Here is a 23515-nt window from a genome sequence, read left to right on the forward strand (position 1 = left end):
CAACTTCTGATATCAAGTCCGCTTAAATTGGATTCAAGAAGCGGGCAAGATGCCCGCACTCCTCGAATTCTTCGATCTGACTGGAGTGGGAGCATCTTGCTCCCTGGATTTTTAATTCGGGTATTTCCGCTTCGCGGACATGAATAAGCGGACTTGATATAACTGAATCTTTTGAGACTTATCCCCATCTTCCGGTGAAACTGATTCAATATGTTAAGAAGACTCGCAATGACTTAATCATAGATAAATAGCCGGATTTGATATTACGATTCATTGCACACTCAGATGATATTCGATGATTTTCTTTTAGAATACGGAAATCTGGTGTTTTCTGGTCTGTATTTTTATAATTTTTTTTACCGATAAGGCTCTGCATCCCTGGCCCGATCGCCTAGGTCAACTCCCTCCACCCTCTATTCTAATATGAAACTTCCTAATTTACAACTCAGTAAATTTGCTGCAAAAGACCCTACTGCGGCTAAAACTGAGATAGATAGTTTATCGGAAAACCTGCTGTTAAAAATAGTGGTTGGCATCATGACTTTAGGGGTCAGTATGGCAACTTACTACAGCTATCAAATTTTGCGAAATTCTTACCTGGAAAGTTTAAAGCAAAATGCCATATTGGAAGTACAGCAAGGAGTCGATCGCGTCGATAAATGGCTAGGCATCCAAAAAGCCGAAAATGCTGCTATTGCTGCGAGTCCAACATTACGGACAATGGATTGGTCTCAAGTGGAACCCTATATGCGATCGGAAGAAGCAAGATCAAAAGACTTTTTTTACTTTGCAATGGTTTATCCCGATGGTTCCTACTATAATACCAAGGTCGGATTTGCCAAGGGTAAGAACCTCAAAGATCGCGAACATATTCAGATTGCCATGACGGGGAAAAACTCGGTCTCCGATCCGATCGTCTCTCGGACTATGGGCATAAATATAGTAGTCGTCGGCGCTCCCGTTCCATCGGAAAGTGAAACGCCTGCCGGTGTACTCACTGGTATTATGTCTTTAGAACGAGTCACTAAAGTCGTGACCGACCTCAAATATGGAGAGGGGAGTTATGCCTTCGCTCTCAACTCAGAAGGCAAACCGATTATTTATGCAGGCGATCGCGCCGAAGAAGTCGTACAAAAGGAACAACACCCAGATTTCCAACCTCTCACCCAGCAAATCATGAGGCAGGAAAGGGGCATTGAATTGATGCAACTCGACAACAAAAAGGTTTATATCGCCCACGTTCCCATCAGAGAAGCCAACTGGTCGATCGCCCTCGTCATTCCCAGGGAGAATATCGAATCTCAACTTAGACCCCTAGAAGTTATCGCCTTAGTCGTAGCCGGACTCACCATCGCCACCATCGCGATCCTCCAACAAGTGCAAAGCTTCAAGCAACGGCAGCTACAACGTTCCAAAGAAGCAGCCGATGCCGCCAACCAAGCCAAAAGCACCTTCATCGCCAACATGAGTCACGAGTTGCGAAGTCCCCTCAACGCCATCCTCGGTTTCACTCAAATTATGACCCGCTCTCAAACCCTGCCCAAAGAGCATCAAGAAAGTGTCAGCATCATCAACCGCAGTGGCGAACACCTGCTCACGTTAATTAACAACGTCCTCGACCTCTCCAAAATCGAAGCTGGGCGCGTCACCCTCAACGAAAAAAACTTTGACCTCCACCGCCTCCTCGATGACATCCACGATATGTTCCAACTCAAAGCCACAGATAAAGGCTTGCAATTGCTGTTAGAACCAGCCCCCAATCTCCCCCGCTACATTCGCGCCGACGAAGTAAAACTGCGGCAAATCCTCATTAACCTGATTAACAACGCCCTCAAATTTACCGAACAAGGGGGCATCTGTGTCAGAAGTCAAAGGATTAATGGGGCTAAAATTGCCTTTGAAGTGGAAGACACAGGCCCAGGCATCGCCCCAGAAGACCTCGATAAACTCTTTGAAGCGTTTAGTCAAACTCAAAGCGGCAAGCAATCCCAAGAAGGAACCGGTTTGGGATTATCCATCAGTCGTCAATTCGTTCAAGTGATGGGGGGCGAAATGCAGGTTAGTTCCCAAGTGGGTAAAGGAACGATCTTTACTTTTGAGATTGCCTACACAGAAGTCGCAGCAACAGAAATCGAAAGTCAGGAGGTTAACCAACGCCGGATTATTGCTTTGGAGCCAGACCAACCCCGCTATCGCATCCTCATTGTTGATGATAAACCAGTCAATCGACAATTGCTCGTTAAACTCCTGAATCCTTTAGGTTTCGAGGTTGCCCAAGCGAGTAACGGCAAAGAGGCAGTGGAAATCTGGGAGCAGTGGCAACCGGACTTAATCTGGATGGATATGCGGATGCCGGTGATGAATGGATTTGAAGCCACTCAAACGATTAAAGCGACTACAGCAGGACAAGCGACGGCCATCATTGCTTTAACAGCCAGCGTCTTAGAAGAGGAACGAGCAGTCGTCGTCTCTGCCGGATGCGATGATTTCTTGCGTAAACCGTTTCGCGAAGATGATATTTTTAAGATGATGGAGAAGTATTTAGGGGTGCGCTATGTGTATGAGGATATCACTCAGTCACGGCAGGAAATTCTCCAGGAAACGGAGGTATTAACTTCAGAAAATATACTCGCTTTACCGCCAGAATTGCAGGTGCAATTACGGAGGGCAGTCGTCAGTGCCAGCAAGCGAGAAATAACGGCTGTAGTTGAGGCAATTGCCAGGGAAAATGCGGCTTTAGCGGAGGCGATCGCCAATTGCTTCCATAATTTTGAATACGATAAAATTTTGAACCTAATCCCCCAGGAGATTAGTTAACTATGAACAATGATAATTTACCTCTAGGTCAAATTGCTGTAGTTGACGATACGGCAGCTAACTTGCATCTACTCTGTAATTTGTTGGAGGATGCGGGTTATGATGTGCGTCCTTTTCCTAGGGGTAAACTCGCTCTTGAGGGAATCGCTTATTCTCCCCCAGATTTAGTTTTGCTGGACATCCAGATGCCAGAAATCAATGGCTACGAAGTCTGCGAGAAACTCAAAGCTCAAGAATTAACTCAAAATATTCCCATAATTTTTATTAGTGCCTTAAATGAAACCTTTGATAAGGTAAAAGCCTTTCAAGTAGGTGGGGTAGACTATATTAGCAAGCCGTTTCAAGCAGAGGAAGTTTTGGCGCGGGTAGCCACTCATATAAACCTCTACCAAATCAAGAAAAAATTACGAGAAACGAATATTATCCAAGGGGAAAAACTCGCGGAGCAAAATATCCAACTTCGACAACTCAATCAATCTTTAGAGAAGGCTAACCAAGAATTACAAAGGCAATACGATCAATTACAGAAAACTCAATTACAACTGATTAAAACTGAGAAAATGTCAACTCTGGGAGGTTTGGTGGCAGGGGTGGCACACGAAATCAATAATCCTCTGAATTTTATCCAGGGTAATCTTAAGTATGCCCTGGGATATATTGATGACTTACTTGGTCATTTAGATCTCTATCAACAGGAATATAAGCCTACACCTGGCATTGAAGAAAATGCGGAGGATATAGAGCTGGATTTCTTGATTGAAGACCTTCCTAAGCTGATTAGATCTATGGTGGAAGGGGTAGAGCGAATCGGGAAAATTAGTACATCTTTGCGAACGTTCTCTCGCACAGATACGGATAAGGAAACAGAATTTAATTTGCACGAAGGACTCAATAGTACGCTGTTAATCTTAAAGTATCGCCTCAAAGCTAACGAACAACGGCCGGCTATTGAAATTGTCAAAAAGTATGGGGATCTACCTGCCGTTAAATGCCATGCTGGGCAAATTAATCAAGTGTTTATGAATCTTTTGGCTAATGCGATCGATGCTCTCGATGAAAGCAATGCAGGGAAAACATTTGAAGAGATACAAAAAGATCCCAATCGCATTACCATTGAAACGAAATTAAGCGAAGATAAGAAGAATATTCTGGTAGGTATTACCGACAATGGGAAGGGAATGGCAGATGAAGTGAAAACACGCATTTTCGAGCAAGGATTTACCACGAAGGAAGTGGGCAAAGGAACGGGATTGGGGATGGCGATCGCTCACCAAATTGTGGTCACAACCCACGGGGGAACCCTGACGGTTGACTCTGAACTAGGTCAGGGAACAAAATTTGGCATTCACTTGCCGATCTAGGGTTGGCTCAATAAAAGGGCACTCTCGCTCAAATCCTTAAAAATGGGAACTATAGCGTGAAAAACGGTTTTCCCATTACCGATTACCCATTATCGATTACCGCGCAAAGCGCTATATAATGCACTAAAAGCCATGCTAAAAGCGCGATCGCTCATGCCTGAATCTTCTGTTTCTCCCGCTTCCTTAACGTTTGCTGTCAGCTTAGATGCGGCTCCTCCAGAGGAGTCCCCGGATCAACCCGTGGAGGCTGCACCTTCAGAACCCCCTGCAAATCTTGAAGAGACTTCACACGAAGGCGATCATCTCGAAGATGCAGCAATAGATGACCAACAATTGCCTCCCGAACAGCAGCAGTTGAAAGATATTCCGGTGCGCTTGAAGTCCCAAGGCTCCCATTTTTGCTTGGTTTTACCGCCAGAGGGAGAATTAAGCTGTACTTGGACGGAGTTGTTTCAACAACTTCAGGTGTTGCTTAAAGGGAGCGATCGCCTGCGAGAATCGAATGTACCGGTTCATTTAATCTCCCAAGACCGTTTATTAGATATGCGCCAATTGCAGGCGATCGCCGATATCCTGAAACAATCCCAGCTTGAGCTAGAACAGGTGGAAACCCAACGCCGCCAAACCGCCGTAGCAGCAGCCACTTGTGGCTATTCGGTGCAACAGGTAACCCGCAAAGATCCCCTCAAGTCGGCTTCCTCCCAACCCCTACAACTGCAAGAAGAGCCTCTCTATCTACAGACTACCTTGCGATCGGGCGTGGAAATTCGCCATAAAGGAACCGTCATTATCCAAGGCGATGTCAATCCCGGAGCCTCTGTGGTCGCCGATGGCGATATCCTGGTTTGGGGAAGACTGCGGGGTGTAGCCCATGCAGGGGCGATCGGCAACCCCGAATGTGTCATCATGGCCTTAGATATGGAACCGACTCAAGTGCGAATTGCCGGTCAAGTCGCCAGAGCGCCCCAACATTCCTTACCCAAACCCTATCCAGAAGTCGCCTACGCCACCCCCGAAGGCATTCACATCGCTGGAGCCATGGAGTTTCACAAAGTTCGTCAGGCTCTAGCCGATGAACAACCCGAAGTTTAACCCCATCTGTTAAAACCCTAAACTGCCTTGCTATAATCAACAGCCGTGACCCTGCCAAAGAAATCGCCATCATGAGCCGTATTATCGTCGTTACATCAGGAAAGGGAGGAGTAGGTAAAACCACCTGCACCGCTAATTTAGGAATGGCTCTGGCTCAACGGGGACGAAGAGTTGTCCTGGTTGATGCCGATTTTGGGTTGAGAAATTTGGATCTCCTCTTAGGTTTGGAAAACCGCATCGTCTATACAGCAGTCGAGGTGATTGCCGGAGAGTGCCGCTTAGAGCAAGCTTTAGTGCGAGATAAGCGTCAGTCGAAGTTGGTGCTGTTACCCGCAGCCCAAAATCGCACCAAAGATGCTATTACTCCGGATCAAATGGCTAAGTTGGTTCATCGCTTGAGTCCTAGTTTTGATTATGTGATCGTCGATTGTCCGGCTGGAATTGAAATGGGATTCCAAAATGCGATCGCCGCAGCACAAGAAGCCGTCATTGTCACCACACCAGAAATTGCGGCAGTGCGGGATGCTGACCGGGTGATTGGTCTTTTGGAAGCCAACAGTATTCGCAAAATTCGCTTAATTGTCAATCGCATTCGCCCAAACATGGTGGAAGCCAATGACATGATGTCGGTTCAGGATGTTCAGGAAATCCTGGCCATTCCCCTAATCGGTATGATTCCCGATGATGAACGGGTGATTGTGTCCACGAACCGAGGGGAACCCTTGGTACTTTCGGCTGCTGGAGAGTCCTCCTTACCAGGGATGGCCTATGGTAATATTGCTCGCCGTCTGGAAGGGGAAAAAGTTCCGTTTCTGGATTTGGCTCCCCCCCAAGGCAATTTCTTCAGTCGCTTGTTTCAGATGTTCCGCAAGGGATAAGTGCGGTGAATTTCTTTTTCCCATTGCCTTTTGCCTTTTGCCTTTTGCCTTTTGCCTCTTGCCTTTTGCCTATTCCCCTAACTCCCTATGTTAAACGATCTTCTAGAACGCCTTTTTCCCTGGACTACTCGCCCGTCTAGTCGTGAGGCGGTGAAAGAGCGGTTGAAGTTGGTACTCGCTTATGACCGAGCGGGGATTAGTCCGGGGATGTTGAATGCCATGCGGGATGATATTTTGGCGGTGCTGTCTCGCTATGTGGAGATTGATGACGAACAATTGGAGTTTGCCATAGAAAATAGCGATCGCACTACAGCTTTAATTGCGAATTTTCCCATTCGCCGGATTAAAAAGACGGCTGAACCGGAACCGGAAAATTCTTCCTCCGAGGAAGAGAGCAGCCCCAACTCTCCTGCTCTGGAAGAGTCGGCCGAAGTATTGGCTGAAGAATCCCTTGAAGAATCGCTTGAAGAATCGGCTCCGGAATTAGAGGAGTTATTTGTCGAAGATGCGCCCCTAGAATCGCCTGAACCTCCTCCTAGTACGTCAGCTCCAGCAAAAAAGGAAGAAAAGGAGATAGAGTCTTCTGCACCCTCTGAACCCACAGAATCCCCTAAAAAAACAGATTTACCCCCGAAATCCAGCCAAAAACAACGAAAATCGCCCAAATCTGAGTAAGATAAAGTGAATCGTGTTACTTTGTCTTACGAATGAACCTGGAATCTGATGCACAAAAAACCACTTTTGACTCCTTAAGTGCTTGTGTCAAAGCACTGGGTCTCGCTCAGATTGAGCGCCATATCTTCATTTGCGCCGATCAGAGCGTTCCTAAATGTTGCGATCGCCAACAGAGTCTTGAATCTTGGAATTATCTCAAAACTCGCTTAAAAGAGTTGAAATTGGATCGGCCCACTCCAGAACGGCCGGCGAGTATTTTTCGCTCTAAGAGTCATTGCCTACGAGTTTGCCAGAACGGCCCGATTCTCGTGGTTTATCCTGATGGGGTTTGGTATCATAGCTGTACACCAGATGCGATCGAGCGGATTATTACAGAACATCTCCTAGGCAATCAGGTGGTTGAAGACCATGCCTTCCTGATCCATCCCTTGCCCAATGCTTCCGTAATTTCATCATGAGTTTTCAGGAAATTCGGATATTCGGAGAAAAAAATCAGTAAATTCCGCAGAAAAATTATTGGATCATCTGATTATTTCCGCAAAAGTACGCTATAATCAAAAAAAACAACTGAGCTTATATCAGTATATTTACCAAAATACCTAATCTGACCCTCAGTTCTCGAATCTCGGAGAAGTCTCAGGTATTTTGGGACAAGGCAGAAACTCGAACGTTCTTCCTATTGATTTCCTGAAAATAGAGGAATATACTGAATAAACAGTAGTTGATAATGAAGTAAATGAGGTTATACGGATATGACAACTGACCAAAAGCAATTACTGCTGATTGACGACGATCCCAACTTAATTCTGTTGGTGCAAGATTACCTAGAATTCCGGGGATACGAAGTGACAACAGCCGAAAATGGTCAAAAAGCGATCGATATCTTACAGCAGCAAACTCCAGATATGATTATCTGTGATGTGATGATGCCGGAAATGGACGGTTATGAGTTTGTGCAAAAAGTCCGGGAAAATGAGAACACGGCCTGGATTCCCGTCCTGTTTTTGTCAGCTAAAGGCCAAAGTCAAGACCGGGTGAAAGGGTTGAGTAAAGGAGCTGATGTCTACATGGTCAAACCCTTTGAACCCGAAGAACTCGTGGCCCAAGTTGAATCTTCCCTCAAACAGGCCTCCCGGATGATGCATTATCCCTACAAAGGGAATAATAGTGAAGTTAATTTCCCCAAAGTACCTGAAGATGTGACCCTAACACCTACGGAGCGCAAAGTGGTACAGAAAGTAGCCCAAGGCAGTTCTAATCGCGAAATTGCCGAGATCTTAAATGTGAGTCAACGCACCGTAGAAAGCCATGTCTCTAATATGTTGGGTAAAACCAATTTGCACAACCGCACCGAGTTAGCTCGTTGGGCCATGGAAAATAATCTAGCTTAGGGCAGCAATTAGGTTAACCGAATTAATCATAAGGGTTGCATCTTGACTTGAGGTTTTCCTTCTCAATTGCACAGTCTGAAGCCACAACTCTACTCCTCCAAACCACCTTTGGACTGTTGCTCCATCGATATTCCCTTCCTTTAAGATCGGGGAGTGACAAGGAGATCCAATTTCTGATATACTGCTCTAAGCATGAGTCTGCTGGTGTAACTCAGTTGGTAGAGTAGCTGATTTGTAATCAGCCTGTCAGGAGTTCGAGTCTCCTCACCAGCTTTTCTATGAATGCAGTCACAGGGAGACTTTCACCCCTGACAGGCTAATCATCAGCTACTGCATCTGCCTAAAATCTGCCTAAATCCAACATAACACCCCCCAATATGGGAGTAGGACTTACCCAATTGCCGGTGAGCTGTGCAAATAATTCACACAGTTCACGTAAAGTGGCATCTTGCCCGCTTCTTGAATCCCATTTTCATGTCCGCTTGCGGAAACCGGACTTGATATCACATCTTAAGGCATATTTTTAAAGATATGGCGTAAATCCCATTGATGTTCGCAGTTATATCCTTTTTCTATCCACTCTTGTACATCAGAGTCCACAAGCCGATACAATTGGTCACAACTCGGTTGATAAAACTGGCTAATTCCTGCCCAGATGAGGCTGCGAACTACATCTAATGCGGTTTTCAAAGGAGATTCGGTATTTCCAGGAATGCCTTTTTCTTTGACGGTATAGGTTTCCATCCAAATGCCATGACTACCGAGGATAATTTGTCCTAACCATTGGGCGCGGGGGAGATGGCGAGCCGAGGTGATCATTTGTAGGTGATGAACCCCCCAGTTTTTGAGAATGGGTAAGGTATAGTAAAAGTTTTCAAAGGTGGCATTGGCGCAGCGCTCTAACCACACTTGATTTTGGGGTGCAGCGTTGACTTCAAATAGGCGTACAATGCAAGGATCGTCGGCTCCTTGGGAGATGAGAATGGGAAGGTTGGGATGATCTTTGGCTACTTGCGTGATATGCATTTCTCGACGAATGCTGCCCCCTAGCATTAAATAGGCATCGAGGGGGGATTGGGAAGCAATAGAAAGTTTTTGGGAGGTGGCGATCGCCCACCCACTGCCAACGACTATCATCAGGCTAAGGAGTACCCAAGTGCCCAATCGCAACCAACGACGCAGCACAGGAGAAGTTAATCTTGCCCAAATCTTCATGACTACCTCCATAACATTGGCTAGGGATGGGATTCTGAGTATAGGCGATCGCCATTTTCCTTAGTGGATGTAAAGTTATGTTATGTTCCCTGGCCTAACTTGGGGAAAAGTGGCACACAATAGGGAAAGTGAGCTATTCGTCTTGAAGTAGAATCAAAGAGCTTCCTGGAGCATTTTGCATTCTTCAATCGACTCAGTATTCCTACCCAGTACATCAGTTGATGGGTAAAACTGAAGATAAAAACTCAATAGGACAGCTCACTCTCTAACCTCGATCGCGGCTAATCCCAATGAACTGGTATAAAAACTGCTTAAAACCACTTCAGATTGCGTTGCTCACGGGTACACTGACCACCACAGCAACCCTATCTTTACTCGGTACAGCCTGGTGTCAATCAGTCCGTGCAGCCTTACAGGATAGTCCCAAAGCAATTGTGGATGAAACCTGGCAAATTGTAAACCGTGAGTATGTTGATCCCGATTTTAATCAAGTGGATTGGTTGAATGTGCGACAGGAACTCCTAGATCGCCAGTATACTAGCCCCGACCAAGCCTATAGAGCCATTCGCGCGGCCTTAGAACAACTCAACGACCCCTATACCCGTTTTCTTGACCCCAACCAGTTTAAGCGACTCACCGAGCAAACCTCTGGAGAGTTATCTGGGGTGGGTATTTCCTTAGAAATCCATCCCCAAACTCGCCGATTGACCGTGATTCAACCTTATGATAAATCCCCAGCGTTGAAAGCCGGTATTCTCCCTGGAGATATCATTTTAGCCATTGATGGCCAGTCTACGGAGGGCATGTCTTTGCAAACAGCCAGCCAACTGATTCGAGGAGATGTGGGGAGTAAGGTAAAACTGAAATTAACCCGGCCGGGATGGGGCCCCTTTGAGTTAGAGGTTGTGCGAGCTACGGTGGAAGTGCCTTCTGTTAACCATGAAGTTAAACAAGAGGGTTCCTTACGAGTGGGTTATATTCGCTTAGATGAGTTTAGCTCCCATGCGGCTGAACAAATGGAGCGCTCGATTAAAGATTTAGAACATCAAAATGTGGATGGGTTTGTGCTAGATTTGCGCGGTAACCCAGGGGGATTATTAGAATCAAGTATTGAAATTGCTCGTATGTGGCTCGATAGTGGGGCGATTGTTAGTACGATTGACCGTAATGGGAATCGGGAGTCTGTGCGAGCGAATCGTACTGCGTTAACGAAACGGCCCTTAGCGGTTTTAGTGGATCAGAAATCGGCTAGTTCGAGTGAAATTCTCACGGGCGCTCTGCAAGATAATCATCGGGCTAAAATAGTGGGAACGAAAACCTTTGGTAAAGCCTTGGTGCAAGCGGTTCATTCCCTCTCCGATGGCTCCGGATTGGCGGTTACGGTTGCCCATTATTACACGCCGAAGGGAACGGATATTAGTAAAATGGGGATTACTCCGGATGTGGCGATCGAGTTGAGTCAGCGAGATCAACGGCGCTTGGTGCAAAATGCCCGTTTACGAGCTACGTCTTCCGATCCCCATTATACCCAGGCGATCGCCTCTTTAACGGCTCAATTGTCTCCCAAACCCTTAGCCACGACGTTTGAAATGAGGCCATAGATAGTAGTGTGAGCATCTTGCTCACTGCCTTTCTCTAGGGAGGAAGATGTAGTGGGAGCATCTTGCTCATACCCTTTCTCTAGGGAGGAAGATGTAGTGTGAGCATCTTGCTCACTGCTTTTCTCTAGGGAGGAAGATGTAGTGTGAGCAAGATGCTCACTGCCTTTCTCTAAGGAGGAAGATGTAGTGTGGGCATCTTGCTCGCTGCCTTTCTCTAAGGAGGAAGATGTAGTGTGAGCATCTTGCTCACTGCCTTTCTCTTGCCCGCTTGTTCGATATCAAAGCTATAGCAAGGCGCGATCCCATTCTGCAACCTGACTACCAATTACCCATTACCTATTACCTATTACCGCGCGTTTCATGTCTGCGAAGCAGAAAGCGCTATAACTGAATTATCGCGATCGCCGCCTACCCCACGAAGCACTATAAAATAGTTTTTCCAGATAAAGAAATTGGTCTTCTAAGTTCTCGTTTCCCGGTTGGGGTTGCCAGGCAGTGGTTTGCACCCCTAGAGCTTGATGAAGTTCCCATTTATAATTAAAGGATTGACCGGTTAATCGCTCAATGGCTGAGAATTGTTCTGGAGTTAAGGCTTGGGAATCAATTTTGTTAATCGCTTCTGGGGTAATGTGCAGGGGATAGAGTTCTGCTGCTGCCATTACCTGGGATTCTTGTTTTGGGGTTAAGCTGGCAACCCGTCTTAAGGCAGTGCGAAAATTAACTGGTTTAGTCAGGGTTTGACCTTCTAAGGGGGCAATTTCGGTCGTGGGTACGCCTTTTTGTTGTAGATGCATTAACACGGGTTCGGAGATGCGAAAGTGGATCTCCTCATACACGGGTTGGTTAAAGACATTTTGGACAATAAAGAGGAGAATAATACTGATTAAGGTGGCGATCGCCGGAGTCGAAACCCAACCCGATCCTATTTCCCCTAAAACTCGCCAGCGAATTTGCCTTACTCCTCGCATCCCCTGTAATAGTCCAATGCCAATCACTGCACCAATTACCGCTTGAGAACTCGATACCGGAATCAGGGGAATGGGGGGCACTCCGAGGCTAATAAACGTTTGTTGTAATTCCCTTGAAGAGAAGACGAATAAGACTAAAGAATGGGCAACCACCACCACAAAGGCGGCAATGGGGGATAATTTCATTAAACTGCCGCCCACGGTCATCATCACTCCTCTAGAGTAGGTATAGACTCCGATCGCAATGGCAATACCTCCCAGGAGAAATAATTGTTGTGTTGAACTCACGCGCACCATCGTTCCCAAGTGAAACTCGGTAAACGGAGACGAAGGAATAAACACCCCCATTACATTACCAATATTATTCGCGCCCAAGGCATAGGAGCCGAAAATTCCCGCTAAAATCAACCCCCAACGGGTATATAAATCCAATTGCAGTAAATGGGGTTTTGTGCGATTAATCATCATCGCGATCGCGCGATATAAAATAGCGGCAAATATCGCCCCTAAAACCGGACACGCCACCCAAGTGAGGGCAATTTTCGATAACACCCCTAAATCCGTAATTGCACCGCTAAAGAGATTCCAACCAATAATCGCCCCCACCACCGCTTGAGAGGTAGACACCGGTAAACCTAACTGGGTCATCCAAAACACCGTCATAGCGGCTGATAATGCCACTGTAAACGCTCCCGGCAGAGCATTTAACGATCCGAGTTCTCCCAAGCCTCCGGCAGCCCCTGCGCCCCCAATAACCGCCCCTAAAATCACAAAGACACTGCATAGAAACGCGGCTGTGGAAAAGCGAATCATGCGACTGCCAACCGCAGTGCCGAAGACGTTTGCAGCATCATTAGCACCGAGAGACCATCCTAAGAATAGCCCACTGGAGAGGAAGATAAAAGCGGCGATCGCATCCATGATGGTAATGGGTAATGGGTAATGGGTAATGGGTAATTAGTAATGGGTAATGATGTTACCCTGCCAAGAGCTATAATGCTCGTTTAATGGCATAAATGGATAGCTTATCCGCCACATCTTCGGAGGCATCGGCTAATGCATCAATCACATCAATGACATCTCGCAATTGGGTTTTATGAGCCAAAGGTAAAACGGAGCGAAAAATCCCCCGTTTCAGGCGAAAAGAAATCTGATCCGCTTCTGCTTCGTAAACCCGGACTTTATAGGCGTAGTCGCGGACGGTTCTGGGGTCGCGAAAAAAGGCGCGAGAGGTGAGAACAATAGTTTCCAAACACTTGACTCCCATGGAAACCAACTGCTTAAAATCACTATGATAGGGAGTGGGAATAATCGGTTCTTCAATCATCAAATTTTGAAAATTATCCCCAATTAAGCCAATCAGATAATACAAATCTTCGAGCAAACTCAAAACATCTCCCCGCGCATCGGGAATGAGCATTTCCGTGTAGAGTTCCGCTTCAATTTCCCGGCGCAAGGTATTACAGCGATGTTTCACTTGGTCGATTTGTTGCATTTTTTCTTCGCACCCTGGGGTGAGAGCTTCAGTCTCTAGGTAGAGTACCATACCCATCTCAAAGTACATCCCCCCTTCCGAGAGGCGATCAAAAAATTCATTCAGTTGATTTTCGATGAATTTGGTTTTACCAAACAGGGGGAGTGATGAGTGATTCATAGCTGCTAAAATTTTACTCCTCTAGAGCAGTATAAGCAATAAGGTAATTAAGGATATAAAACTTCTTGGGGAATCACTTCCGGATCGAGAGTGGTACTTGTCCAGATCGCTCGAAGGGTTGGATTTCCACCCTGGTTAATCCATTCGATTTTAATCGGATATTTTTCTCCCCTTTGCAGAGTAATTTTAGGGACAGGATTTTCTGAATCTTCAGCATCAAAAACCAATTGATTATCAACCCATATCTTACCAGAATCTTGGGCTTTTTTCAAGTACAGATAAAATTGATGGTCTTCACTAAATCTGGCTTGCACTTCACCTTCCCACACCATCTTAAAATCATCGGGTGCAACCCCAGAGATAGGGGAAGGGTTATAGGGTTCGATGTCAATTTTGGAAAAGGTAAACTCGCCCAGAGCTGATTTACCCTCGATATTTTGATAGAGAGTTCCTGTTAATCCGGTTCCAGAGAATCCTATGGTTTCGACGGGTTGATCTAGCTTCAATTGACCGGTTGCTTGTTGAATTTTGTCCCATCCCAGGCTTTCATAAACCGGTAATCCTCCCGTTTGCGGGCCAATCCAAAACCGGCGACCATCGGCCAATTCTGTTAAGGCAAATCCCTGAAAATCTTGATGATAAGAGGCTTGATAAACGGAATCCGGATAATTATCTAAGGTACGCTGGTCTAACAGGGGGCCAATAAATAATCCATCTTGGGTATAAACGGCGGCTGGCGTATAGTCTTGATCGACGACAATCACTGTATTATCGGGGCCAGAGCGCACATGCATGGGATAATAGAGTTTGCCGCTATCTTTTTCTCGATGATCGAAGACTTTACGGGAAATCAAGCCTAAAAGTTCTTGATTTTCATTCCATTTGATCAGGCGATTGACGCGATTTTGGCTACTGGGCCAGCGTCCTCCTAAGCTTTCATGAATGGTGAGATGGGATTGACTGACGAGATAGATATTACCCTGTCGATCGCGCTCTAATTCTCTTCCCCAATAGGCATTATTTACAGACTCAGGGATTGGGGGGCCGGGTTCGATGTTTTGCAGGTTGTAAAAGGGGATTTTGGGATTAGTTCCGAGCCATTCGGCTACGGGGACTTTATACCAAGCAAATTGGGGATCGGAACTGCCAAAGTTTTGGGTGGGTAAATAATAGTTAAATTGGTCATCCCAAGCACCTTCACCGGCGAAATTCCAGCGAAAATCCTGGGGATAGAAGAGGAATTCTTCGGGTTCCATGAGGCCATTTTGATTGCGATCGCCCCAAGCAAAGCTTCTCGGTGCTTGACCCAAGTCCTGAAACCCTTGCGATCGCACCGCTTCCACCCATGGCGCGGGAAAACCGTCTTCTCCAGACCCCCTCCACAGGTCACTATTGGGGTCGTGAATGACGGTTGTGGTTAAGGAAACGGGCCATAATTTCCCTTCCTGGCGATCGACTCTTAAAATAGCCGGTCTTTTCGTCGCGAATAAATAGAGTTCATCTTGCCAATACACCGGTTGCCAACGGGAACCGATCGCCCGATTTTCCACAAAGAGCTTATCCCCCGGTTCTGCAAAGGAATAGACCTCTAACACCTCCCAGGTTCCTTCATCTACATTCAGCCGGAGCTTAACTACCTCTGGAGCATGACCGGTTAACCAAATAATGCTGGGGTCTTTGGGGTCAACCGTGGGCACTAGATAATAACTTAATCCCCCAAACCAGGCACTTAAAACCGAGCCATCCGCGCTGCCAATATGGGAGGTTTGCCGAGGATACCTCCCCGGCTCTGTCGTATAAAATCCACCGCGCTGATCCGCCGTCACATCCGCCAGATCCCCGAATAACTCCTGTTGATAGACCCCAAAGGGTCGCCGCTCTGAGCCATATTCCTGTACCTTGCGAAACTCCCGGTCATAGCGCCAAACCTGAGACCCTTGGCTGGTTTCATTCAGATATAAATCCCCGGTGGTATGGTCGAGATCGAGGGCAACAACCCCCTGTAAGCCAGTGATTTGAGTCTCCTGAATGCCTGACACGGGATCGACAAAGATGACTCGACCTTGAGTATGAACCAGGACAGCTCCTTGGCGATCGCCGCTTACTGCCGTCACCCCATTCACCCCCTCTAACCCCTTAACCGTCCCTAAAACCATACTCGGATTCTCTGGATCGAGCCATCGGATTTCCCCTAAATCGGGCAAAACCACGACTAAATTATCACCTTCAATATCAACATCACTAACCTGAATTCCGCCCTCCGTAATTTGCCAGTCTCCTGCCGGTTGTCCCGTATCCGCCGTTACCACCCTAATCCAATGGGTTTCCGTATTCCCTCCCCCCTCATCCTTAAGCAAATACACCTTACCCCCTCCCGCCGCCAACCGTTTCAGACGGCCCCCTTTGTAATACTGCTCTTTCGTCCAAATTTGCTCTTTACCATCCGGGGAATGCTTCACCACCATTGGAGGCACTTCTGTCACCCTTGCGCCAAAGTAAACCCCAGAATCATCCACAGCCACGGTTCCCACACCGGTATGTTCTCCGGGCCATAAATGATACGATTCTGATGGCGGATTCACGCCAATATGGGTCACATAGCGGGAAGTAAACCCCGGATGAGTCACCCGTTTCCAAGTATACTCACCCGCAGGCGCAGGATTTCCTTCCCCATCCAAGCCATCCCACCTTACCTGATGGGTTCCCGCTTCATAGGGTTCACCCCTCAGCACTTCCCGCACCAAAACCCCTTCGGCATTAAAAATACCCAAAGAAACCCGGCGTTTTTCCGTAAGGGTAAACTCTAGGGTGCGTCCAGCAGGGATGACTGCTTGCGTAATTGAGGGGTCATTTGTTTCTAAAGTTTGACACCCAGAAAGGACTACTCCTGTGGTTAATCCGAGAATCAGTAAGGGGAGATAAAGAGAGAGACGCATGGCTTTTTAAATGAATAGACAGGGGGACGCGGAGACACGGGGATAGGGGCTATAGCCTGAAAAAACGGTTTTCCATTACCCTTCTGCCCTTTTGCCGCCCATAACCCCTTAAGGCCGCAATTGTTTCCAGAGTTGACGAATGAGACCAATGGTTAATCCGGGCATTTCCAATTGGGGAGTCAGTCCCACATCGTCTAGAGTCATAAATCGTTTCACATATTCGGGATTTAGACCCGCGAGACGTTGACCGATTTCGGGGCCAGTAAATTGAGATTTTTTCCCCCAAAGGATGGCGGTAGGAGTCGTTAAACGGGGCATATATTTGGCTAAATCAAAGCATAAATCCCCCCGCACAAAAGAGAGGGCAGCGTATTCTGCATTCGGTTGTGTCGCCGATTCGAGATAGGCTTCGATGATTTGGCTGTAGATGCGATTGCTTTGGGCAAATTGGCGATTTTCCAGAAAGGAAGCAATTCCGGCTTCGGTGGCGATCGCACTGCTATAAACCAATTTATCTAAAACCGGAAGTTTAATCAATTGGGCAAATAAACTGGCGCTATAATCTTGGCCAAAATCCGATAATCCTGCCGGAGTGGTTAGAATCAGAGACTCGAATAACTCAGGATACTCAATCGCTACCCGAATCACCAACGCTGCGGTTAAAGAAGAGGCAATCACCGTGCAGGGTTCGTCACAGGTGAGTTCGAGGAATTCCCGAATGGTGGTCAGATAATCCTCAATGGTATAGTTGCGCTCTGGATGCTCGGAACGACCCCAACCGATTAAATCGGGAGCGAGGGTATAATATTGGGGGGCGAATGCGGGATACACCTGCGACCACTCATAGGCCGATGACCCTCCCCCAAACCCATGTAAAAACACCAATTTGGGCTGTAGCTTGACCTGAGAATCCCAGAAGGAGTCACTGGGGTGGTAGTAAACCATGCGACCTAAGCTGGTTACCACAGAGTTTTGCTCAAAACCGGGAGGGATAATCATGTACGCTTTGTTCTGTTCTCAATGATTACGCTCCCATTTTAATCAATTTTTGGCGATCGCCTAAGCAGATACAATATTTTGGACGAAGAGAGATGAGGGCAACGATCGCCAACCCTAACCTTTCAAACCACTGCTCGCATCCGTAGACATAATATAGCGTTGCACAAACATAAAAAGCAGTAAAATCGGCAAAATTGAAATCATCGATCCCGCCGCAATTAAACGCCAATCTAACGAAAATGTCCCCGCTAACCGTTGCACACCCAGAGGAAGCGTAAACATTTCCGGTTGATCTAAAATAATCAACGGCCATAAAAAGTCACTCCACGATCCAATAAACACAAAAATCGCCAGAGTCACCAAAGCAGGGCGGACAGCAGGCAACATCACACACCACCAAATTTCCCATTCTGAACAGCCATCCATACGCGCTGCTTCTTCTAATTCCTTGGGCACACCTTGAAAGGCTTGTCGCAAGAGAAAAATCCCAAATGCAGAAGCCAGAGACGGCAACATTACCCCTAAATAAGTGTTTCTTAATCCCAATTGTACCATTAAAATATAGAGGGGAATCATCACAATTTGAAACGGAATCAAAATCGTGGCCACAATGAGGTTAAAAATCAGTTGTCGTCCCTGAAAATTGAGCCGCGCTAAGGGATAAGCCGCCAGGGAACAAAAGAGTAAATTGATCCCCACCGTCAGGGCAGAAATCCAGAAACTATTGAATAAGTAGCGGTCAAAGGGGTTGGTTTGCCAAACCTCCATAAAGTTACTCAGGGTGGGTTCTTCTGGAATTAATTGCGGCGGAAACTCAAAGATATTTTCACCGGCTGATTTCAGGGAGGTACTCCCTAACCACAGTAGCGGCAAGAGCATCATAAATGCTATGATGATCAGTACACTATAGGTTGCTAGAGTCGGCCAGAATTTGGTCTTATGCATAGAAGTTAGGAGAGGAAAAAGGGGGTTATCCTTTGGGACGAGTGCGGGTGCGTCAGCATGTTAATCCATTAAGCCAGAAATTTCAAGAGCCGGTCACTATCCCCAATTGGTCGGAAATTTATTCCCATTTAGATCGCCCTCTCCATCTAGATATTGGTTGTGGACGGGGGAGATTTTTATGGCAAATTGCCCAACAGCAATTAGACTGGAATTTCCTGGGGTTGGAAATTCGGGAACCTCTGGTGATAGAAGCGAATGAATGGCGCGATCGCCAGAATTTAAGTAATCTTCATTATCTCTTTTGTAATGTTAATATTTCCCTGAAAGATATTCTTGGTTCTTTACCGGAAAATGTTGTTCATTATGTAAGCATTCAGTTTCCCGATCCTTGGTTTAAAAATAGACATCAAAAACGGCGGGTGGTTCAGGATGAGTTGGTGGATTTTTTAGCTCAGTTTATCATAGCTGGGGGTCAGGTTTTTCTACAATCGGATGTGGAAGAGGTGGCGTTACAGATGCGAGATTTATTCGATCAACACTCTAGTTTTTCCCGTTCTGATGACTGGTTAGAGGAGAATCCTTTACCGGTGCAAACGGAGCGAGAAATTGCCACCTATGCCAAAGGTGAGCCGGTTTATCGGGTTCTATTTGAGCGGTTGTAGCCCTCATCCCCCAGCCCCTTCTCCCAGGGGAGAAAAAGTCCCTCTCGGAGTGGGAGAGGGAAAATTTTTGGATAATAACTAACAACTATGGCAGAAAAAATAACTTCAGAATTATTCTGTGAAAATCCAGAGCGCCTACAGCAATGTTTGCAAGAAATTCCCAAATTACCAGGGGTTTACTTGATGAAAGATGCAGATCATTTAATTTTATATATCGGTAAATCGAAACACTTAAGAACCCGCGTTCGCTCCTATTTTCGCGATTTCACTAGCCATAATGCTCGCATTGCTTTAATGGTGCGAAAGGTGAGTGATATTGAATGGATTATTACGGATACGGAGGCGGAAGCACTGGCTCTAGAATCAACGCTAATTAAGCGCCATCAACCGCGTTTTAATGTGCTGCTCAAGGATGATAAAAAGTATCCCTATATTTGTATTACCTGGTCAGATGATTATCCCCAAATTTTTATTACCCGCAAGTGTAAACGAAGAAATGGCAAGGATAAATATTATGGCCCCTATGTGGATGGGGGGCAATTGCGGCAAACTTTGGATTTAATTAAGCGAATTTTTCCCCAGCGTCAGCGACAGAAACCGCTTTATAAAGACCGGACTTGTTTGAATTATGATATTGGGCGCTGTCCGGGGGTTTGTCAACAGTTGGTGGAGGTGGAGGAGTATCGGCAAATGATGCAAAAAATTGCCATGATTTTTCAGGGGAGAACGGCTGAGTTGGTGGAGGAGTTGCGGGAGAAAATGCAGGAAGCGTCAGATGCTCTGAAGTTTGAGTTGGCGGCTGGGTTGCGGGATCAAATTCAAGGGTTGCAAGGGCTGAATGGGAGTCAAAAGATGGATTTATCGGACGATCGCATTTCACGGGATGCGATCGCCCTTGCAGAGGACGCAGAACGCTGCTGTATTCAGTTGTTCCAGATTCGCGCCGGTAAATTAGTGGGTCGTTTGGGGTTCTTTACCGAGTCTGGGGAACCGGGGGCGATTGTACAACGGGTGTTAGAGGAGCATTACCAAAGCGCCGATCCCCTAGAAATTCCGGCGGAAATTTTGGTGCAACACCCTTTACCAGATGCAGAGTTTTTGCTAGAGTTCTTGCACCATCACAAGGGTCAAAAAGTTACGATTCATGTTCCGCAACGGCAAAGTAAGGCAGAACTGATCGATTTAGTCTATCGCAATGCCCAAGGGGAGTTAAACCGGATGCAGAAATTGGGCGATCGCACCCAACAAAGCCTCACGGATTTAGCCCAGATTCTCAATTTACCGGCAATTCCCCGACGGATCGAGGGTTACGACATTTCCCATTTACAAGGCTCGAACGCGGTTGGGTCTCAAGTGGTGTTTATTAACGGGATGCCAGCGAAACAATATTATCGCCATTATAAGATCAAAAATCCCACCGTCCAACCCGGTCATTCTGATGATTTTGCCTCCCTTGCAGAAGTCATCAGTCGTCGATTTCGCGCTTTTCTGGACAATCCCCAACTTCCCCGTCAAGGAAACCCGGATTTTCCCGATCTACTGCTCATTGATGGGGGAAAAGGTCAGCTATCGGCGGTGGTTGCTGTCCTTTCTGAGTTAGAATTATTACCCGATTTGCGGGTGATTAGTTTAGCCAAACAGGAGGAAGAAATCTTTCAACCGGGCGATCCTGCGCCCCTTCCCAGCGATCGCGATCGACCCGGTGTGCAGTTGCTGCGTCGGGTTCGGGATGAGTCCCATCGGTTTGCGGTGAGCTTCCATCGTCAGCAACGGGGCGATCGCTTCCTCAGTTCCCGTCTAGATGCAATTCCGGGATTAGGCTATGAGCGCCAGAAGCAATTATACAAGCATTTTCCGTCCGTGGATGCGATCGCCCAAGCCACCCCCAAACAACTGCAACAAGTCCCCGGAATCGGCCCCCATCTCGCCCAAAACATTTATGATTATTTTCACTGATGGATTGTTTTCAAAGCCTCGATCGCCTCAACAGCAGAGGGATAGCGATCGCGGAAATGATAGGCCACCATTTTGTCTAAAACATCCATCAGCTCCACACTCACCTTATCCTCAACCAAATGATGCCAAACAGCGCTACCACTGCTCCAATCTTGCCGTAACTTCTGGGGCGTAATCCCCGTTAAAGCATGGATAGCGATCATACCCACAGAGTAAATATCACTACAAAGTCTCGGCTGTCCCATCAGTTGCTCTGGTGCTGCATAGCCTTTCGTGCCGATCGCCACCGTAAACCGTTCCGTCTCTTCATCTAACTGGGGAGAAAACTGCTTCACTGCGCCAAAATCAATCAAGCACAGGCGGCGATCGCTCTGGCGACGGATAATATTACTGGGTTTAATATCCCGATGGATCACCTGATATTGATGTACAAAGGTCAACACCTGCAAAAGATCCAACATCAACTCAATCACTCGCTCCACCTCTAAGCGCCGATCTTCCCCGACTTCATCACTTAAAGAACTGCCCTCAATGTACTCTTCCACTAAATAAAACTCTTGATATTCTTCAAAATAAGCAAACAATTGGGGGATTCGATCGTGTTCTCCTAAAATTTCTAAAATTTCCGCCTCCGTCTTAAACAACCGTTGAGCAACCTGAAAAAAATTACCCTCCGTCTGTACCGGTCGTAAATGCTTAATCACACAAATAGGATGTCGGGGGCGCTGTATATCTTGTGCCAAATAAGTTTGGCCAAATCCTCCCGCACCTAATACCTTCGTAATATGATAACGCCCTCCCAAAAGACTCATGGGCTGAGTCCATTCCTCTGGATTTTCCGGAGCAATTTGGGTGCAGTCTTCTTCTGCATCTATATCCGTCTGTGTCAAAGCCTTCGTATTCTCTGAAGGTTCTAATTGAGTCGAATTTTGTGCTTGAGTCTGTGCCTCTAAAAACGTTTGCAACAGCCTTAAATCTTCCTCTTGTTGTTTCACCCGTCTAGCCATTTGTTGTTGAACTTTTTCCGTTTGATAAGACCGATAACCCAACACCCCACCACTACTGATGAACAATCCCAAAACAGGAGAAAAGAGAGGAACCCAAACAGAAGCCTGAAAGAACCCCCAGCTACATCCGGCTAAACCCAAAACGGCGATCGCCAAACTTCCCGATAAACCCAAAGGACGGGGAATCTTCCAACTCAACACTGCCCCCACTGCCGCCCATCCTAGAATCCAGAGGATTTCCACCCGATCTGACCAGGTACTCATCAAGGGCTGGCCATCCAAAGCAGCATTAAGGAGTTGGCTAATCATTTGGGCATGAATCTCCACCCCTGCCATTTGATGATTCGTTTCTTGTCCTCCGCTATAGGGCGTATAAAAGAAATCATTCAAGCTAGGAGCCGTCACCCCAATCAGAATAATGCGATCGCGTATCCAACTCGGATCGACGTTCTCTTGCAAAACATCCGTGAGCGTCACTTTAGGAGCCACCCGATCCGGAGAATGATATTTCAATAAAATTTGATAACCTTCAGCATCCACCCCCTGATAGCCCCCCGTATTCGGTTGCAGGCGCTCTAAAGGCACTGATCCTAACATCAGCGTTCCCTCGGAAGTTCTCGCATCAATATTTTCATCCCTTAGATAATGGCGCGTCAGTTGCAGGGAAAAGGCTTGTTTCACCTGACATTGAGAAGAAGGAAAAGGTTTACCCCATAACAAACTGCGCCGAATCACCCCATCCTCATCAATCACCACATCCGCAAATCCCAGATGGGAATTGGGAACTTCAGGAGGGGGAGGAACCCCAATATCATCCTCTCCTCGACTCAGTTGACACACCGTAACTGTACGATTATCCTCCCCTTGTAAATAGGCCATCAATTCCTCACGGCCGGGATTTTGGGGAATATCTCGATAAATATCTAAACCAATGACTCTCGGCTCATGAGCCTCTAATTTCTGTAAAAGCTCATAAATCGTTTCATCGGATAGGGGATACCTCTGTTGCGCTTGAATATCCTCTTCCGTCACCCCAACAATTAAGAGGCGATCGTCGAGTTCGGCGATCGCCCTCCATTGAGTCAATTCATCATAAATTAACAATTCCAGCGATTCAGTCCAGCCCAATTCCCTCAACACCACCACCAACGCCGTCGCCGTCAACGTCACAATCACCACCGAATTTCCCACACTCACCCAATCCATCCATGAATCCTGGGGATTATTCCACAATTGACAGAGCTTGGGCCAAACTTGCTCGCACACCAATGAACGACATCGCTGCCATAAAGGGAGGCTGGTTTTCATTCCCGGTTCACTTTTGCCCATACTCGCCTCTCTGACACCTTTTGCCTGTT

The 23515-nt window shown here is 46.8% G+C and carries 17 protein-coding genes and 1 tRNA gene; 11 read left to right on the top strand and 7 right to left on the bottom strand.

All coding sequences use genetic code 11. The features are described 5' to 3' along the window. Window positions 1-423 precede the first annotated feature (423 nt). The 8 genes from PJF56_RS04460 (at window position 424) to PJF56_RS04495 (ending at window position 8487) form a co-directional block, all read left to right on the top strand. Window positions 424-2817 carry a hybrid sensor histidine kinase/response regulator gene (locus PJF56_RS04460; protein WP_283761442.1) on the top strand — a complete coding sequence of 798 codons (2394 nt, stop codon included), beginning with the start codon at window positions 424-426 and terminating at the stop codon, window positions 2815-2817. Between the two features lie 2 nt (window positions 2818-2819). Further along, entirely contained in the window at window positions 2820-4178 is a 1359-nt protein-coding gene (locus tag PJF56_RS04465) for a hybrid sensor histidine kinase/response regulator (protein ID WP_283761443.1), read from the top strand. 153 nt (window positions 4179-4331) lie between these two features. Next, on the top strand, window positions 4332-5270 hold the full coding sequence (gene minC / locus PJF56_RS04470; RefSeq protein ID WP_283761444.1) for a septum site-determining protein MinC: 939 nt from the start codon (window positions 4332-4334) through the stop codon (window positions 5268-5270). A 71-nt stretch (window positions 5271-5341) separates the two neighbouring features. Then, complete coding sequence (minD, locus tag PJF56_RS04475) at window positions 5342-6148, top strand: septum site-determining protein MinD (protein ID WP_283761445.1); 807 nt, start codon at window positions 5342-5344, stop codon at window positions 6146-6148. An 87-nt stretch (window positions 6149-6235) separates the two neighbouring features. Next, window positions 6236-6823, top strand: a complete 588-nt coding sequence (gene minE, locus PJF56_RS04480; protein ID WP_283761446.1) for a cell division topological specificity factor MinE — start codon at window positions 6236-6238, stop codon at window positions 6821-6823. Window positions 6824-6855: 32 nt separating this feature from the next. Next, window positions 6856-7281, top strand: coding sequence for a (2Fe-2S) ferredoxin domain-containing protein (locus tag PJF56_RS04485; protein ID WP_283761447.1), 426 nt, complete (start codon window positions 6856-6858; stop codon window positions 7279-7281). A 294-nt stretch (window positions 7282-7575) separates the two neighbouring features. After that, complete coding sequence (locus PJF56_RS04490) at window positions 7576-8214, top strand: response regulator transcription factor (RefSeq protein ID WP_283761448.1); 639 nt, start codon at window positions 7576-7578, stop codon at window positions 8212-8214. A gap of 200 nt (window positions 8215-8414) precedes the next feature. Continuing rightward, a tRNA-Thr gene (locus PJF56_RS04495) sits at window positions 8415-8487 on the top strand. Between the two features lie 237 nt (window positions 8488-8724). Here the strand turns inward: PJF56_RS04495 and PJF56_RS04500 are convergent. Continuing rightward, a complete protein-coding gene (locus PJF56_RS04500; RefSeq protein ID WP_283761449.1) occupies window positions 8725-9429 on the bottom strand; it encodes a YdcF family protein in 705 nt (234 codons plus the stop codon). A 290-nt stretch (window positions 9430-9719) separates the two neighbouring features. On the opposite strand from PJF56_RS04500, the gene ctpB reads away from it, so the two are divergent. Next, complete coding sequence (ctpB, locus tag PJF56_RS04505) at window positions 9720-11030, top strand: carboxyl-terminal processing protease CtpB (protein WP_283761450.1); 1311 nt, start codon at window positions 9720-9722, stop codon at window positions 11028-11030. Between the two features lie 392 nt (window positions 11031-11422). Here ctpB and PJF56_RS04510 read toward each other — a convergent pair whose 3' ends face one another. The 5 genes from PJF56_RS04510 to PJF56_RS04530 all read right to left on the bottom strand — a co-directional run bounded on the left by PJF56_RS04510 (window position 11423) and on the right by PJF56_RS04530 (window position 18532). After that, window positions 11423-12919 carry an inorganic phosphate transporter gene (locus PJF56_RS04510; RefSeq protein ID WP_283761451.1) on the bottom strand — a complete coding sequence of 499 codons (1497 nt, stop codon included), beginning with the start codon at window positions 12917-12919 and terminating at the stop codon, window positions 11423-11425. 70 nt (window positions 12920-12989) lie between these two features. Beyond that, window positions 12990-13652, bottom strand: coding sequence for a DUF47 domain-containing protein (locus PJF56_RS04515; protein ID WP_283761452.1), 663 nt, complete (start codon window positions 13650-13652; stop codon window positions 12990-12992). A 47-nt stretch (window positions 13653-13699) separates the two neighbouring features. Continuing rightward, window positions 13700-16588, bottom strand: coding sequence for a PA14 domain-containing protein (locus PJF56_RS04520; RefSeq protein WP_283761453.1), 2889 nt, complete (start codon window positions 16586-16588; stop codon window positions 13700-13702). A 108-nt stretch (window positions 16589-16696) separates the two neighbouring features. Then, a complete protein-coding gene (locus tag PJF56_RS04525; protein ID WP_283761454.1) occupies window positions 16697-17587 on the bottom strand; it encodes an alpha/beta fold hydrolase in 891 nt (296 codons plus the stop codon). A gap of 114 nt (window positions 17588-17701) precedes the next feature. Continuing rightward, window positions 17702-18532: a carbohydrate ABC transporter permease gene (locus PJF56_RS04530; RefSeq protein WP_283761455.1), complete on the bottom strand. Its 831-nt coding sequence runs from the start codon at window positions 18530-18532 to the stop codon at window positions 17702-17704. A gap of 32 nt (window positions 18533-18564) precedes the next feature. Here PJF56_RS04530 and trmB point away from each other — a divergent pair, with 32 nt between their 5' ends. Then, window positions 18565-19194 (top strand): tRNA (guanosine(46)-N7)-methyltransferase TrmB, encoded by a 630-nt coding sequence (trmB, locus tag PJF56_RS04535; protein ID WP_347179438.1) that lies wholly within the window; start codon window positions 18565-18567, stop codon window positions 19192-19194. Window positions 19195-19281: 87 nt separating this feature from the next. Further along, window positions 19282-21150, top strand: a complete 1869-nt coding sequence (gene uvrC / locus PJF56_RS04540) for an excinuclease ABC subunit UvrC (RefSeq protein ID WP_283761456.1) — start codon at window positions 19282-19284, stop codon at window positions 21148-21150. On the opposite strand, the gene PJF56_RS04545 is transcribed toward uvrC, so the two are convergent. Continuing rightward, a complete protein-coding gene (locus PJF56_RS04545) occupies window positions 21144-23465 on the bottom strand; it encodes a CHASE2 domain-containing serine/threonine-protein kinase (protein ID WP_283761457.1) in 2322 nt (773 codons plus the stop codon). The genes uvrC and PJF56_RS04545 overlap by 7 nt on opposite strands. Window positions 23466-23515 lie beyond the last annotated feature (50 nt).

Origin of the sequence: Roseofilum halophilum BLCC-M91, assembly GCF_030068445.1 — a bacterium.
Classification (GTDB): Bacteria; Cyanobacteriota; Cyanobacteriia; order Cyanobacteriales; family Desertifilaceae; genus Roseofilum; species Roseofilum halophilum.